Below are 15,023 nucleotides of genomic sequence, written 5' to 3'. Positions count from 1 at the left end.
GGGAACTGTGGTCAGATCCCGGCCGACGGGTGGAGGGTGAGGACGTCCTGGTTCCGCGCCGTGGTCGTGTCGGCGGTGGTGGCCGGGCTCGCCCTGCTGCTGCTCGTCGTCGCGACCGCGGGCGACGTGTATGCGCCTCTGGGCAATTCCGATCCCGGGCCGCTGACCACCTACGGGTTCGCGATCGTCCGGTTCGTGGCCACCGCGGCGGCCGCCGGGTGTTTCGGTGGTCTGGTGTTCGCCGCCTTCGTGGCGCCCGGACGGCGAGGTGGTGCCTTGTCGGCCGACGCGTACGCGGCGAGCCGGTTCGCCGCGGGCTGCGCGGTGTGCTGGCTGGCCGCCGCGGTTGTCGCCGTGCCGTTCTCGGCGGCGGCGGCTTCGGGCCTGCCGGTCGCGCGGGTGCTCCGGCCGGAGGTGTTCCTGCCGACGTTGAGTGCGACCGAAGAACCCAAGGCCTGGTTGTGCGTGGCGGTCGCCGCGGCCGTGGCGACCGCGTTCGCGTGGCCCGCGATGGCCTGGCGCACCGTCGTCGCCGCGGCCGCCGCCGCGGGGATCGGGCTGTTGCCCCTGGTGTCCGTCGGGCACGTGTCGGTCGGGGCCGGGCATGATTTCGCGACCAACGCGATGTTCTGGCACGTGCCCGCCGCGAGCGCCTGGCTCGGTGCGCTGGTGGCGCTGCTGGCCCGGATGCGCCGTGGCACCGCTGTTCCGGACTTCGTGCTGCGCCGTTACCACCGGTTGTCGGTCACCTGCTTCGTGGTCACCGCCCTGTCCGGGGCGGTGGCCGGGTTCGTGCTCGCCCGGCCGGACGGCCTGGTGAGCCGGTACGGGCTCATCCTGGCGATCGAGACCGTGTTGCTGCTGCTCGCCGGGATCGGGATCGCCGTGTGGCGCCGTCGCCGGGCGGGAGTGCGGTTCGTGGTGGCGGAGCTGGTGCTGCTGGCGCTTGGCACCGGTGGGTCGACGGCGCTGACCGTGCTGGTTCCGCCCGCGTTCGTCAACCATCCGGCGACGGTGCAGGAAACCGTGCTCGGCTACGGCCTGGACGCCCCGCAGACCTTCGCGCGCCTGCTCGGGGACTGGCGGCCCGACCTTCTGTTCGCCCCGGTTGCCGTACTTGCCGTGACGGCCTACCTGTTGGGGGTCCGGCGGCTGCGGCGCCGCGGCGACCACTGGCCGCCGGGACGGGTGGTGGCCTGGCTCGCCGGCTGGGTGATCGTCCTGGTCATCACATCGTCGGGGCTCGGGGTGTACTCGCCGGGGACGTTCAGCCTGCACATGGTCACGCACATGGCGCTGAACATGTTCGCACCGGTGCTGATGGTGCTGGGCGGTCCGGTGACCCTCGCGTTGCGCGCGCTGCCGGCGGGCGCGCACGGCGATGTGCCGGGTGCGCGTGAGTGGGTCGCGTCGCTGCTGCATGCGCCGGTGACGAGGTTCTTCGCCCACCCGGCGGTCGCGGCGGTCTTGTTCGCCGGGTCGTTCTACGCGCTGTACTTTTCGGACCTGTTCGGGCAGGCGATGCTCTACCACTGGGCGCACCAGCTGATGAAGGTGCATTTCCTGGTGACGGGCTACTTGTTCGCCTGGGTCGTGGTCGGCGCCGACCGGACCCCGCGGCAGCTGCCGCACGTGGCGCGGCTCGGGATGCTCTTCGCGGTGATGCCGTTCCACGCGTTCTTCGGCGTGATCCTGATGAGCAAGCAAACCGTGATCGCCTACACCTATTACCACTACCTGGCGCTGCCGTGGGCCGGTGACCTGCTCGCCGACCAGCGGCTCGGCGGCGGCATCGCCTGGGCCAGCGGGGAAATCCCGATGGTCGTCATGGTTGTCGCGCTGCTGGCGCAGTGGGCGCGCGACGACGAACGCCGCGCCAAGCGGACCGACCGCAGCGGGGACGCCGACCTCGACGCCTACAACGCGATGCTCGCCGAACTCGCGGAACGACGGGGCTGACTGGCTTGCGATCTCCGTTCTCCGGGGCTTTCCGGTCCATCACCAGTCCAGTAGTCGGCCCGATGGCGGGCGAAGTTCCCGGGCGTCGTAATCTCGCGACCGCGACTCCGGCGGCCGCCCGGCCCATCACCAGCCCAGGCACCAGGCCCACCCACGGAGAACTCGCATGACAACCGCCGCCCCGGTCACCGGGGAAGTCCGCACGGTCGACCTGGCTGTGACCGGAATGACCTGCGCCGCCTGCTCGGCGCGGGTCGAACGCACCCTGAACAAGCTCGACGGGGTCCGCGCGTCCGTCAACTACGCCACCGAGCGCGCCACCGTGCACGTGCCTGCCGACGTCGGCGACGACGTGCTCATCGAGCGCATCCGCAAGGCGGGTTACGGAGCACACCTGCGGGGTGACGACGACGAGGACCTCACCCTGCGGCGGGTGCGCGACCTGCGCCGCCGGCTGATCGTCGCCGCCGTCCTCGCGGTTCCGCTGGGCGATCTTTCGATCACCCTCGCTCTGGTGCCGTCGCTGCGGTTCCCGGGCTGGCAGTGGCTCTGTCTCGCACTGGCCGTGCCAGTGGTGTTCTGGGCCGCGCTGCCGTTCCACCGGGCGACACTGCGGAACCTGCGGCACCGCTCGTCCAGTATGGACACCCTGGTGTCGCTGGGCGTGCTCGCGTCCTTCTTCTGGTCGGCCTGGGCGACGGTGTTCGACGGGCACGAGCCGGGGTACTGGGTCGGATTCGGCCCGACCGCGGCCGGCGCCGACGCGATCTACCTCGACGTCGCGGCCGGGGTGACGACGTTCCTGCTGGCTGGCCGCTACTTCGAGGGCAGGTCCCGGCGCAGTGCCGCGGGCCTGCTGGCCGCGCTCGACGCACTCGCCGCGAAGGAGGTCCGCGTTCTGCACGAGGGCGTCGAGCGGATGGTCCCGGTGGGCGAGCTGGCCGTCGGCGACCTGTTCGTGGTGAAGCCCGGTGAGGCGTTCGCCGCCGACGGTGTCGTCGACAATGGACGGTCTACTGTGGACGTCAGCGCGGTCACCGGCGAGCCGGTGCCGGTCGAGGTCGCCGTGGGCGACCGGGTGATCGGCGCTTCGGTGAACCGGGAGGGCCGGCTGCTGGTCCGTGCGACCGCGGTCGGCACGCACACCCAGCTCGCCCAGATGACCGCGCTCGCCGAGCGGGCCCAGGCCCGCAAAGCTTCGGTGCAGCGGCTGGTCGATCGGATCTGTGCGGTGTTCGTCCCCGTCGTGCTGGTACTGGCCCTGCTCACCCTCGGCGGGTGGCTGCTCACCGGGAACCCGGTCCGGGACGCCTTCACCGCCGCCGTGTCAGTGCTGATCATCGCCTGCCCGTGCGCACTCGGCCTGGCCACCCCGACCGCGCTGATGGCCGGGGTCGGCCGCGGCGCGCAACTGGGCATCCTGATCAAGGGACCGGACGCGCTGGAGGCCAGCCGGAAGGTCGACACCGTGGTGCTGGACAAGACCGGCACGGTCACCACCGGCCGGATGACCGTCACCGGTTGCCACCCGGCACCCGGCCGTGACCGCGGCGAGCTGCTCTGGTTCGCCGGCGCGGTCGAAGCTGGTTCCGAGCACGCGATCGCCACCGCCGTCGTGACGGCTGCCCGCGCGGAACTGGCCGAACTCCCCGAGATCGCCGCGTTCGCGGCGCTGCCCGGCCTGGGTGCCGAAGCCACTGTGGACGGTCACGCCGTGCTGATCGGCAGCTCCCGCCTGTTCGCCGAACGCGGAATCGGCGGGCCCGAGCAGGTCGAGGACGTCCAGGCGGCCGGAGCCGTCCCGGTGCTCGTCGCGGTCGACGGCGAGGTCGTGGGGTTGCTCGAGGTCCGCGACGTGGTCAAGCCCTCCGCCGCGGCGGCCGTGGCCGCCCTGCGCGCGCACGGGCTGCGGACGGTCCTGCTCACCGGCGACCACGAGGTCGCGGCGCGTGCGGTCGCCGCCGAGATCGGCGTGGACGAGGTCCGGGCGGGGGTGCTGCCGGCGGACAAGGCCCGCGCGATCGACGAGCTGCGGGCCACCGGTGCCCGGGTCGCCATGGTCGGCGACGGCATCAACGACGGCCCGGCATTGGCCACCGCCGACCTCGGGATGGCGATGGCCCATGGCAGCGACATCGCGCTGCGGTCCGCGGATGTGGTGCTGGTGCGTCATGACCTGCTGGTGGTGCCGGACGCGATCCGGCTCGCCGACCGGACGCTGCGGATCATCCGCGGTAACCTGGCGTGGGCGTTCGGTTACAACGTGGCAGCACTGCCGCTGGCCGCGTTCGGCCTGCTCAACCCCCTCATCGCGGGCGCGGCGATGTCGCTGTCCTCGGTGCTGGTGGTGTCCAACAGCCTGCGGCTGCGTTCGTTCGACGGTTCCGGTGACAAGGAGAGGCTCGACTGATGGCGAAGAAGAAGTCCAAAGCGGTGGTCGCGAAGAAGGGCCTGTCGGCCAACGCCTGGACGACGATCGTCGTCATCGTGGTCGCCGTCCTGGTCATCGGCGGGGTGCTGGTGTTCAACCGCGGCGGCTCGAATTCCCCCGCGCCGGGCGCGGTCGCTGCGGACGTGTTGCGCCACCCGGACAGCAACACCCTCACCACGTCGCCGAACACCGCGGTGACCGTCGTGGAGTTCATCGACTACCAGTGCCCGGTCTGCGAGGCCTACTACCAGAACGTCACGAGATCCGTCGAGCACGACTACGCGGGCAAGATCACCATGGTGACCCGCAACTTCCCGCTCCCGATGCACCCGCTGGCCGTACCGGCGGCGAAGGCTGCCGAAGCGGCGTCGCTGCAAGGCAAGTACCAGCCGATGTTCGACAAGCTGTACGGCGACTACCCCGCCTGGGCCCTGGCCGCCGACGGGCAGAACGTCAGCGACGACACCGCCCGCGCGCAGGCGAAGTTCGAGAGCTACGCGACGGAGATCGGTCTCGACCTGGCGAAGTTCCGCGCCGATATGGCGTCGCCGGTCGTGCAGCAGCGCATCGACCAGGGCAAGGCCGACGGCGCGAAGGCCGGCGTCTCGGGCACGCCGACGATCTTCGTCAACGGCAACCAGTTCCAGCCCGCCGGCCAGACCTACCCCGACATCGCGCGCCAGCTGCGCAGTGAGATCGACAAGGCGCTGGCCGCGTGAGCCGGCCCCTGGCGTGGCTGTACACGATCGGCGGTGCGCTCGGCCTGATCGCGGCGGTGACGCTGACCCTGGAGAAGATCGAGCGGCTGAAGGACCCGTCCTACGTCCCGAGCTGCTCGATCAATCCGGTGCTGTCGTGCGGTTCGGTGATGGACAGCCCGCAGGCGGCGGCGTTCGGGTTCCCCAACCCGATCATCGGGGTGGCCGCGTTCGCGGTCGTCGTCACGTTCGGGGTGGTGCTGCTGACCGGCTACGAGCCGCCGCGCTGGGTCTGGTTCGGCATGCAGCTGGGCGCCACGTTCGGGGTCGTGTTCGTGCATTGGCTGATTTTCGCGAGCCTGTACCGGATCCACGCGCTGTGCCCGTACTGCATGGTCGTGTGGGTCGTGACGATCGCGATCTTCTGGTACACCACGCTGCACAACCTCAGCGGCACCAGGATCGGAGGCGTCCTGCGTCGGGTCCACAGTGGAATACTCGCCCTGTGGTACGTCCTGATCGTGGCGCTGATCCTCCAGGAATTCTGGAGCTACTGGGTGACCCTTCTCTGACGGGACTTTCGCTCCGCGTCTTCGCCGCGGACCGGATCGGGCCGCGGCTGCTGCGGAAACCATTGTTTGGTGCAATAATTGCCGTGGCGATCCGTCTCGGGATGAGGAGGCCGTGGTGGTGGATGTGGCGACGAGCCGGCACTTCTGGATCGGGCCGGGCACGGACGAGCGGTTGACGCCCAGCCTGCCGAGCTCGCTGGTGTTCCTGGTGGCGCTGTGGCTGGGCTTCGCGCCCTTCGTGCTGCATTTCGGGGTCGCGGCGCGCACCGGCTTCGTCGAGCCCGACGACGTCCTGGTCGCGATGCTCATCTCGGCGTCCGCCCTCGTCCGGATGACGGTGCCCAAGGATCTGCCCGTACTGAGCGTGGTCAACGCGGCGGCCGGAGTCTGGCTGGTCGCCACGGCCTTCCTCTTCGCCGCCCCGGGTGATTCGGTGCGGGCCACGGTCAACGATGTGCTCTGCGGGGTGCTTCTGCTCGGGCTGGGCGCGGCCAGTGCGGCGCTCACCTACGCGCAGCGCTCGGAGGTGAGGGCCCGGTCAGCGGGCCGGCCGGATCGCGACGGGGATCGTCGAGCGTCGTAGGAGTGCCTGCCCGATCGTCCCGGACAGGCTCCGGTGCACCACACTGTGCGGGCGGAAGCGGACGACGAGCAGCGTGCGGGTGCGGCGTGTCGACCCGGCGAATTCCGGCAGGTGGTCCGGAATTCGCTCCCGGGACGCTGTGACCTGCGGGAATACTCCTCGTCAGACCGGTATCCACGCCTGGAATGGATCCGCCCGCAGCACGTGCACGGGCGTGGGCGAACCGGAGCGGGGCCGGCCCGGTCGCCGAGGATCGGCCCGGACGGGTCGCGAAACGGAGTCGAAGGCGTGGCCGATGATGAGTGGCGCCCGGGTGCTCGAGGCTTCCCGATGCCCAGCGGGGGCGTGCCATGCGTTCGCGGAGCTGTCGAAGGCGGCCAGGATCGGCTTAGCTCCGGACATCACGGTGCCGGTCGGCACGGGTGCCGAGCCGTAGTCCAGCGCGTAGCGGCAGTCAGCGACCAGCCGCCCACTGGGATCCGGGTGAGAGTCCAGCCGAGCACTCCACGTGGGTGTGCGAACGGCGCGGCGGCGAGCAGCACGAGCGTGCCGCCGCAGTGCGCGTCGTTCCAGGATCCGGTGGTGCTGTGTCCGCTTGGTCCAGGCCAACGGTGAAAGAGGGGAGCAGCAGCCACTGCCCGGCGAGGAATACAACGCCGTTGACGGTGGCGAGTACCAGGCTGGCCTCCGCTGCCGTGGTCTCGGTAGCGTGGTCGGACCTGGTCGGGCTCACCTGCCGGTAGAGCGGCAGGTCCGGCTCCCATCATCGCGTGGCGACGGCGCGGCGCACCTGACGATCGCCTTGCTATCGCTGTGAGCAACGCCGCCTATGATGACTATGGCAAGTGTTGCATACTGCAATGGTGTCTACGGGTGGCGGTATTACGGATCGAAGGCTGGTGGTGCCGGCGCGGCAGCCGCTGGGACGGTGGCTGCGGGAGAGCACCACGGGGCTGATCGGGCTGGCGCTGGTGATCGGCGCGGGCGCGGGGCTGGGCGCGGTGGTGTTCCGGTGGCTGATCACGACGTTCACCCACCTGTTCTCCGGGCAGGCGGACTACTCGGCGGCGGGGCGGGCGGCGCATCCGTGGTTCCCGGAGCTGGGGCCGTGGTTCCTGCTGCTGGCCCCGGTCGTCGCCGGGCTGGTTTACGGGCCGCTGGTGTACAGGTTCGCGCCGGAAGCCCGCGGGCACGGCGTGCCCGAAGTCATGTACGCGGTCGCGGAACGAGGCGGCCGGATCCCGGCGCAGGTCAGCGCGGTCAAGGCGCTCGCTTCGGCGCTGACGATCGGCTCGGGCGGGTCGGTGGGGCGGGAGGGGCCGATCGTGCAGATCGGCTCGGCGCTCGGGTCGACGCTGGGGCGGGTGGCGAAGCTGCCGGAGTCGCGGTTGCGGGTGCTGGTGGCGTGCGGTGCGGCGGGCGGGATCGCGGCCACCTTCAACGCGCCGCTGGCCGGGCCGTTCTTCGCGATGGAACTGATCTTGCGCGACTTCGCGGCGGAGTCGTTCGGGGCGGTGGTGCTGGCCAGCGTGACGGCGAGCGTGGTCGGGCGGGCGGTGTTCGGCGACGTGCCGTTCCTCGCCCTGCCGCCGTTCACCTTGCGCAGCCCGGTCGAGTATCTGCTGTTCATCGTGCTCGGGCTGGTGGTCGGGGCGTGCGGGGTGCTGTTCACCCGGGTGCTCTATCTGGTCGAGGATCTGTGCGACTGGTTGTGGCGCGGTCCGGAGTGGCTGCGCCCGGCTGTCGGCGGGGTGTTCCTGGGTGGGTTGCTGCTGGTTCTGCCGCAGATGTACGGCGTGGGGTATCCGGTGCTGCAGAACGCGGTCGAGGGCAAGTATGTGATCGGGTTCCTGCTACTGTTGCTGGTCGGCAAGGTCGTGGCGACCAGCCTGACGATCGGGATCGGCGGCTCGGGCGGGGTGTTCGCGCCTTCGCTCTTCATCGGCGCGATGGCCGGGACCGCGTTCGGCATCGTCGTGCACACGTGGCTGCCGGGGGTGACCGCGTCGCCCGGCGTCTACGGGCTGATCGGCATGGGTGCGGCCTTCGCGGGCGCGGCCCGGGCGCCGATCACCGCGGTGATCGTGCTGTTCGAGCTGACCGGCCAGTACACGATCATCCTGCCGATGCTGACCGCGATCGTGATCGCGACCGCGACCAGCCGGGCGTTGAGCAAGGACACGATCTACACGCTCAAGCTGCGCCGCCGCGGCGTGGACCTGGACAAGCACCCGGACGCCCGGAGACTGGAGGGCACCCGGGTCGCGGCCGTGGCCGAGGCGTTGCCGGAACCCTTGGCCGGGGACCTGCCGCTGGAGCGCGCGGCGCACGCGCTGGCGGTGTCCGGGCACGGGATCCTGCCGGTCGTGGCGGCGGACGGCCGTTACCAGGGGTGCGTGACGGCCCGCGCCGTCGCGGAGGCCCTGGCTGACGACAGCACCGGCGTGGTCGGTGATCTCGCGGAGCTGCCGCCGCTGGTGACTGAGGAGACCAGCCTCGCCGACGCGCTGGCGGCGTTGACCAACGCGCCTGGCACCGGGCTGCCGGTCCTGGCCGGCGAGGACCGGCTCAGCGGCTGGATCACCCACCAGGCGGTGCTCACCGCGCTGGAACCGGTCGCTGCTCACTGATGGCGGTCCGGTTCAGGACCGTCCGAACTTCCGCAGCCGCAGGCTGTTGGAGACGACGAACAGCGAGGACAGCGCCATCGCGGCGGCCGAGACAAGGGGGTTGAGCAGGCCTGCGGCGGCGAGCGGCAGCGCGGCGACGTTGTACCCGAAGGCCCACCACAGGTTCCCGCGGATGGTCCGCAGGGTGGCGCGGGCGAGCCGGACCGCACGGGGGACGGCGGTCAGGTCGGCGGTGACCAGGACGATGTCCGCGGCCCCGGCGGCCACGTCGGTGCCCGTGACCATCGCCAGGCCGAGGTCGGCGCCGGCCAGCGCCGGAGCGTCGTTGACGCCGTCGCCGACCATCGCGACCGTGCGGCCCTCGTTCCGCAGCCGTTCGACGACCGCGGCCTTGCCATCCGGCAGTACTTCGGCGAACACCTCCTCGATGCCGGCCCGGGCGGCGATGGCGCGCGCCGTCGCCTCGCGGTCTCCGGTGAGCAGGATCGTGCGCAGTCCCAGGCGGTGCAGGGCCGCGACGGCGGCGGGTGCGCTGGGACGCAGGGTGTCGGCGATCGCGACGAGGCCGGCCGCGTGGCCGTCGACGGCCACCGCGACGACGCCGAGCCCGGCCTGCTCCCAGCTCGCCGCGTCCGTCCGGAAGCTTTCCGGGAGCGGCACCCCCTGCCCGGCGAGCAGCCGCACCGAGCCGACCACCACGTCGTGGCCGTCGACCGTTCCGCGGGCGCCCAAGCCGGACAACGCGCGGAATCCGCGCACCGGCGGCAGTTCCCCGGCTTCATCACGCGCCTTGGCGGTGATCGCGGTGGCGATCGGGTGCTCCGAAGCGGCTTCGACCGCGCCGGCGAGCCGCAGCACTTCCTCACGCGCCAGCCCGTCGGCCCGGACACCGGTGACGGTGATCCGCCCGGTGGTCACCGTGCCGGTTTTGTCGAACACCACGGTGTCGATGTCCCGCGCGGATTCCAGCGCCGCCGCGCCTTTGAGGAACAGGCCGAGCCGGGCTCCCCGTCCCGACGCGACGAGCAGCGCCATGGGCGTGGCCAGGCCGAGCGCGCACGGACAGGCGATGACCAGCACTGCGAGACCGGTGCCGAACGCCCGCCCCGGTCCGCCTCCGGACAGGAGCCAGCCGGCGACGGTGAGCGCGGCGAGCGTGATGACGGCCGGGACGAACACCGCCGAGACCCGGTCGGCGAGCCGCTGCGTGGCGGCCTTGTCGTGCTGTGCCCGCTCGACCAGCCGGGTGAGCAGCCCAAGCCGGCTGTCCTCGCCGACTCGGGTCGCCCGCACGACCAGCCGGCCACCGACCGCGACCGTCGCGCCGAGCACCGGGTCCCCGGCGGTCACCTCGCGGGGGACCGACTCTCCCGTCATGGCGGCCCCGTCCACCGCGCACACGCCCTCGAGGACCACTCCGTCGGTCGCGATCGTCTCGCCGGGGCGGACGACGAACCGGTCGCCGGGCCGCAGCTCGGCGGTGCGCACCCAGTGTTCGGTGCCGTCCTCGTCGAGCAGGCACACGTCTTTCGCGCCGAGTTCCGAGAGCGCGCGCAGTGCCAGGCCCGCGGTCCGCTTGGCTCTGGCTTCGTAGAGCCGTCCTGCGAGAGCGAACACCGTGACGCCGACGGCGACGTCCAGGTAGATCGAACCGGCCGGGCGCAGCAGCAGCCCCCACACGCTTTCGCCGCCGGTCGCGGCGTCCTCGCCGAACATCGAGGACACCGACCAGCCGGTCGCGGCGAGGATCCCGGCGGACACCAGGGTGTCCATCGAGGTGCCGCCGTGGCGTAGTGCCATCGCCGCCTTGCGGTGGAACGGCCACGCCGACCAGACGACCACGGGCAGGGCCAGCGCGAGGACGACCGCCTGCCAGCCGTCGAAGCGCAGGGACGGGACCAGGGCGAGGGTGAACGACAGGTCGGCGGCCGGAACGCCGAGCAGTAACGCCGCCGCGAGCCGGTGCCAGGCCGGCCGGGTCTTGTCGTCGGGCTGCTGTGGGGGACGGCCCCGGTGCAGCATCTCGGCCCGGTAGCCGGCCCGGCTGACCTGCCGGAGCAGCACCTGCTCGTCCGGCGGCGCGGCACTGTGGACGACCGCGCGCCCGGTGGCGAAGTTGACGCTGGCCCGGACGCCGTCGAGCTTGTTCAGCCCGCGTTCCACCCGCGCCGCGCAGGCGGCGCAGGTCATACCATCGATGGCGAGTTCTATCGGCTGCGCAGGAGAGGCTGTGGTCATCCCCGCCGCTCCTCTCCGCCGCCGGGGCAGCGAGTAGCATCAGGCAAGTGTTGCTTACTGCAAACGTTACCCTGTGCGGTTCGGTATCCTGGTGACGGGCGTCGCGCCACTGACGGCCGCCGTGCTGGTGACGGACTGGGACGTCCCGGTCGTCGCCGCCGTCCTGATCGGGGTTGTTGCGCTGGGGTACTTCTGGGCGGCGAAGCGGGCGGGCGCCTGGCCCGTCCGCCGGACGGTGTGGTTCCTGGGCGGCCTGCTGGTGGTGTTCGTGGCGGTCGCGAGCGGCGTGAACGCTTACAGCGGCGTGCTCTTCACTGTCCACATGGCACAGCACCTTCTGCTCATCATGGTGGCCCCGGCGTTGCTGCTGCTCGGGAGGCCCTTCGAGCTGCTGCCCGGCGGCGGCCGGTCCCTGGCGGTGCCGTCCCATCCGCTGGCTGGGTTCCTGCTGTACACGGTGGTGGTCGCGGGCACGCACCTGACGCCGTTCCTGCAGGGCGCGCTGACCGTGCCCGTGCTGCACGGCCTGGAGGAGGTCTTGTACCTGCTGGCCGGTCTGCTGCTGCTCTCGCCGGTCGTCGGCGTGCGGCCGGGGCGCCGCCCGCTGCCGTACTTGCTGCGGCTCGTGCTGCTGTTCGCCGCGATGGTGGTCGACTCCCTGGTCGGGGTCGCGTTGATGATGACCCCGCACGAGCCGTTCCCCGCCTACGCGGCCGTGGCCCGGGACTGGGGCCCCGGCCTGGTCGAGGACCTGCACTGGGGCGGGGCGATGATGTGGGTCGGCGGAGACGCCATGATGGCGGCGCTCGCGGTCTTCGTGATCGGCGGCTGGCTCCGCTCGAGTGAGCGCGGCGACGACCTGGGTTCGTGGCTGGAGTCGGCCCGCCGCTCGGCCCTGGACCTCGATGGCGAGGTCCAGGTCGATGACGATGACGAAGCACTGCGGGCCTACAACGCCATGTTGTCCCGGCTCTCCGTGGAAGGGGACCGGCACCGGTGATCGTGGAGCTGCCCGCGGACCCCGGAAGTTCGGGATCGTCTTGTCACGGCGGGTTACTAATCCGATCGGAAGTAGGCGGACACGGGCCTCGGCCGATTTGCTTGTAGGGAACCGTTTCCGCCGAGGACGGTAGTCGGATTAGTAACGACCGGCACAGTAAGCTGCTGCGCTAGGGCGTCCACGCGTGGTCGCGCGAGGGCTGGTAAGTGCCGTGGGTGGCGCCGACGAGGCGGGCGATGCGGAATCCGGCCAGCCGGTGGAGCATCTCGCCCAGCGCTTCGGGCACGATCTGGCCGTCGAGGTCGCGTGCGGCCGCGCGCACGATGTGCCCGACCGCGGCGGGGGAGAGCCACCCGGCGAACTCACCGGCGAGCCGTTCGCCGACCTCCGCACAGGCGTCGTCGATCAAGTGGTGCTGCACGGTCATCGATCCTCTTTCCTGGCGGTGCCGGGGACGGTCTCATTCTCTCCGCGGGCAGCCTTGCCGCACCTGACGACTGCCTGACGTTCGGTCCGGGGCCACCGCCGGAGACGGCTCGGGCCGCCGGCTCATCGTGGGAGTGGAGACCGGGGAGGGTGTCGTGATGAGCTCGGGCTCGTTCTCGGTCGTGACGCCGCAGGCGGTGACGCCCACGGTCATCACCGCGGCCAGCGCCGCGGCGGTCGGCCGCCTCATCCGCGTGCCTCCGGAAGCTCGACCACGAACCGCGCGCCCCCGCCCGGACGATCTTCCACGCGTACCCGGCCGTGGTGGCGGCGGACGTGGTCGGCGACGATGGCCAGGCCGAGGCCGCTGCCGGAATCCGGTCCGCGCCGCCCGGAGTGCACACCCCGGGCGAAGCGCTCGAAGACGCGCTCGCGCAAGGCCTCGGGCACTCCCTCCCCGGCGTCGTCCACCTCCAGCCGGACGACGCCCCCGTGACCGAGGACGGCGACCCGGACCGCGCCGCCGCCGTAGTGCTGCGCGTTGTCGAGCAGGTTTGCCAGCACCCGGTCGAGCCGGCGCCGGTCGCCGGCGACGAGCAGCGGCCCGGGCCCGGTTTCCACCTCGGGAGCGGGACCGGGTCGGCTGGCGACGACGTTGCGGGCCAGGGCCCCGGCGTCGACCAGTTCCGGGGCCTGTCCAGGGTCCTGCTGGTCGGCGGAGGAGATCTCGAGCAGGTCGAGGACCATGCGCCGGAACCGGTGCAGTTCGGCCAGCAGCAGCCGCAGCCGCAGCGCTTTCTGCGCCGGGACGGGCATCGACGCGCTGCGGCGTTCGAGGACCTCGGCGACGGTGGTCATCGTGGTGAGCGGGGAGCGCAGTTCGTGGCTGACGTCCGTGGTGAACTGCGCGTCGCGGCGTACCCGTTGTTCGAGGGCATCGGCTGTGGCGTTGAAGCTCGTCGCCAGCGGCGCCAGCTCCGGGTCCGCCTGTTCGGGCAGCCGGGCGGCGAGGTCGCCGCGCGCGACCCGTGAAGCTGCCTCGGTGAGCGCGGTCAGTGGGCGGAGCGCGCGCCGAGCCGACCATGCGCCGAGCCCGGCGCCGAACAGGCCGCACGCCACGGTCCCGGCGATCAGCACGGTACTGAGGTAGCGGAAGGTCCGGTCGAGCTCCAGCAGCGGGTACAGCTCCACGTAGAGCCCGTTCTCGGCGGAAATGGGCAGGGCCACACCGAGCACGGGGATCCCGCCTGCGCTGAAACGCTGCCGGGCGGGCCGGCCCTCCCGGGCCTGCTTGAGCAGGTCGGGCGGCACCGCCTCGGGGCCGATCTGCCGGCCGGTGGTCAGCCAGCCTTCAGGCCGGGACAGCAGGATGGTGGAGTCCGGGCCGGTCGCCAGCCCGGTCAGCAGTTCGTCGAGGCTGTCGGAGTGGGCGCCGATCGCGGCGTCCACCAGCCGGACGTTGACCTCGGCCTGCCGTGCCGCACTCTGTTCGCGCTGGCCGAGCATGTACCCGGTGGCGAGGTTCCAGGTCGCGACGGCCAGCGTGCTGATCACGAGCACCAGGCCCAGCCCGAACACCGCGCTCACCCGCCAGCGCAGGGAGAGGCGGGGCAGCGGCCCGCGGTTCACGCCGGGGGCCCGACCCGGTAGCCGATGCCCCGTACGGTCAGCACCACGCTGGGCGCGTCGGGGTCGGGCTCGACCTTGCGCCGCAACCGTCTGATGTGGACGTCCAGTAATCTGGTGTCCCCGAAGTAGTCGTGCCCCCAGACCCGGTGCAGCAGCTGCTCACGCGTGACGACCTGTCCGTCCGCGGCCGCCAGTTCGGCGAGCAGCCGGAACTCGGTGCGGGTCAGGTGGACCGGCTCGCCGCGCCGGTCGGTGCTCTCGTCGTCCGGCCGCAGCACCAGGTCGCCGACGGTGAGGCTCGACGGCCGCGGGGGTGCGGCTCGGCGGAGCAGCGCACGGACCCGGGCGGCCAGCTCGCCCGCGACAAGGGGCTTGGTCACGTAGTCGTCCGCACCCGCCTCCAGCCCGGCGATCACGTCCTGGCTGTCGGTGCGAGCGGTGATCACGATGACCGGCAGGTCGCCGCGCTCGCGCAGCGTGCGACACACCGTGAGGCCGTCGATGCCCGGCAGCATCAGGTCGAGCAGGACCACATCCACGGTCAGCACGCCCGGGCTGCCGAGCGCCTCCTCGCCGGAGCCGGCGACAGTCACCTCGAAGCCTTCGTCGGCGAGGGCGAGCGCGAGCGCTTCGCTGATCATCGTGTCGTCTTCGACCAGCAGCACCCGCACGCTCATCGAACCCGGTCCCTCCTGGCCGTCGGTCGTCACGACGCCGACCAGACTTCCCGGCACACCGGTCCCAACCGTAGCAGAGGGACGGTGCCCGGCTCCGCGATCGGCTGGCGCCCCATGACGAAACCCACAATTGATGTATCGGCGAAATGTTGCATAATGCAATAATGATGCACAGGAGCC

General features: G+C 71.7%; 11 protein-coding genes. 7 read left to right on the top strand and 4 right to left on the bottom strand.

The window, feature by feature from the left end; all coding sequences use genetic code 11:
* Positions 1 to 36 precede the first annotated feature (36 nt).
* From OG371_RS04210 to OG371_RS04185, 6 genes are all read left to right on the top strand, one after another.
* Positions 37 to 1,959: a cytochrome c oxidase assembly protein gene (locus OG371_RS04210; RefSeq protein WP_329065713.1), complete on the top strand. Its 1,923-nt coding sequence runs from the start codon at positions 37 to 39 to the stop codon at positions 1,957 to 1,959.
* A 166-nt stretch (positions 1,960 to 2,125) separates the two neighbouring features.
* Entirely contained in the window at positions 2,126 to 4,369 is a 2,244-nt protein-coding gene (locus OG371_RS04205) for a heavy metal translocating P-type ATPase (RefSeq protein WP_329065711.1), read from the top strand.
* The gene (locus tag OG371_RS04200; RefSeq protein WP_329065709.1) at positions 4,369 to 5,109 is read left to right on the top strand and encodes a DsbA family protein; all 741 of its coding nucleotides are present in this window, start codon (positions 4,369 to 4,371) and stop codon (positions 5,107 to 5,109) included. The genes OG371_RS04205 and OG371_RS04200 overlap by 1 nt, the downstream gene beginning before the upstream one ends.
* Entirely contained in the window at positions 5,106 to 5,660 is a 555-nt protein-coding gene (locus OG371_RS04195) for a vitamin K epoxide reductase family protein (RefSeq protein ID WP_329065707.1), read from the top strand. The genes OG371_RS04200 and OG371_RS04195 overlap by 4 nt, the downstream gene beginning before the upstream one ends.
* Positions 5,661 to 5,775: 115 nt before the next feature.
* Positions 5,776 to 6,243, top strand: a complete 468-nt coding sequence (locus tag OG371_RS04190) for an SPW repeat domain-containing protein (RefSeq protein WP_329065705.1) — start codon at positions 5,776 to 5,778, stop codon at positions 6,241 to 6,243.
* A gap of 860 nt (positions 6,244 to 7,103) precedes the next feature.
* Positions 7,104 to 8,873 (top strand): chloride channel protein, encoded by a 1,770-nt coding sequence (locus OG371_RS04185; RefSeq protein WP_329065703.1) that lies wholly within the window; start codon positions 7,104 to 7,106, stop codon positions 8,871 to 8,873.
* Positions 8,874 to 8,885: 12 nt separating this feature from the next.
* Here OG371_RS04185 and OG371_RS04180 read toward each other — a convergent pair whose 3' ends face one another.
* The gene (locus OG371_RS04180; RefSeq protein ID WP_329065700.1) at positions 8,886 to 11,111 is read right to left on the bottom strand and encodes a heavy metal translocating P-type ATPase; all 2,226 of its coding nucleotides are present in this window, start codon (positions 11,109 to 11,111) and stop codon (positions 8,886 to 8,888) included.
* A gap of 73 nt (positions 11,112 to 11,184) precedes the next feature.
* On the opposite strand from OG371_RS04180, the gene OG371_RS04175 reads away from it, so the two are divergent.
* Positions 11,185 to 12,111, top strand: coding sequence for a cytochrome c oxidase assembly protein (locus tag OG371_RS04175; RefSeq protein ID WP_329065698.1), 927 nt, complete (start codon positions 11,185 to 11,187; stop codon positions 12,109 to 12,111).
* A 169-nt stretch (positions 12,112 to 12,280) separates the two neighbouring features.
* Here OG371_RS04175 and OG371_RS04170 read toward each other — a convergent pair whose 3' ends face one another.
* The 3 genes from OG371_RS04170 to OG371_RS04160 form a co-directional block, all read right to left on the bottom strand.
* Positions 12,281 to 12,538 (bottom strand): hypothetical protein, encoded by a 258-nt coding sequence (locus OG371_RS04170; protein ID WP_329065696.1) that lies wholly within the window; start codon positions 12,536 to 12,538, stop codon positions 12,281 to 12,283.
* A gap of 245 nt (positions 12,539 to 12,783) precedes the next feature.
* Complete coding sequence (locus tag OG371_RS04165) at positions 12,784 to 14,166, bottom strand: sensor histidine kinase (RefSeq protein ID WP_329065694.1); 1,383 nt, start codon at positions 14,164 to 14,166, stop codon at positions 12,784 to 12,786.
* Positions 14,163 to 14,843 carry a response regulator transcription factor gene (locus tag OG371_RS04160; RefSeq protein WP_329072906.1) on the bottom strand — a complete coding sequence of 227 codons (681 nt, stop codon included), beginning with the start codon at positions 14,841 to 14,843 and terminating at the stop codon, positions 14,163 to 14,165. Before OG371_RS04160 ends, OG371_RS04165 begins: the two co-directional genes overlap by 4 nt.
* Positions 14,844 to 15,023: the final 180 nt, after the last annotated feature.

This window comes from Amycolatopsis sp. NBC_01480 (assembly GCF_036227205.1).
GTDB lineage: Bacteria > Actinomycetota > Actinomycetes > Mycobacteriales > Pseudonocardiaceae > Amycolatopsis.
The sequence above is the reverse complement of the archived record's forward strand: the minus strand, read 5'-3'. Positions and strand labels throughout refer to the sequence as shown.

Excerpts from the sequence above, each read along its gene's own strand:
- OG371_RS04205 (WP_329065711.1), top strand. The coding sequence starts at position 2,126 with ATGACAACCGCCGCCCCGGTCACCGGGGAAGTCCGCACGGTCGACCTG.
- OG371_RS04200 (WP_329065709.1), top strand. The coding sequence starts at position 4,369 with ATGGCGAAGAAGAAGTCCAAAGCGGTGGTCGCGAAGAAGGGCCTGTCG.
- OG371_RS04185 (WP_329065703.1), top strand. The coding sequence starts at position 7,104 with ATGGTGTCTACGGGTGGCGGTATTACGGATCGAAGGCTGGTGGTGCCG.
- OG371_RS04180 (WP_329065700.1), bottom strand. The coding sequence starts at position 11,111 with ATGACCACAGCCTCTCCTGCGCAGCCGATAGAACTCGCCATCGATGGT.
- OG371_RS04170 (WP_329065696.1), bottom strand. The coding sequence starts at position 12,538 with ATGACCGTGCAGCACCACTTGATCGACGACGCCTGTGCGGAGGTCGGC.
- OG371_RS04160 (WP_329072906.1), bottom strand. The coding sequence starts at position 14,843 with ATGAGCGTGCGGGTGCTGCTGGTCGAAGACGACACGATGATCAGCGAA.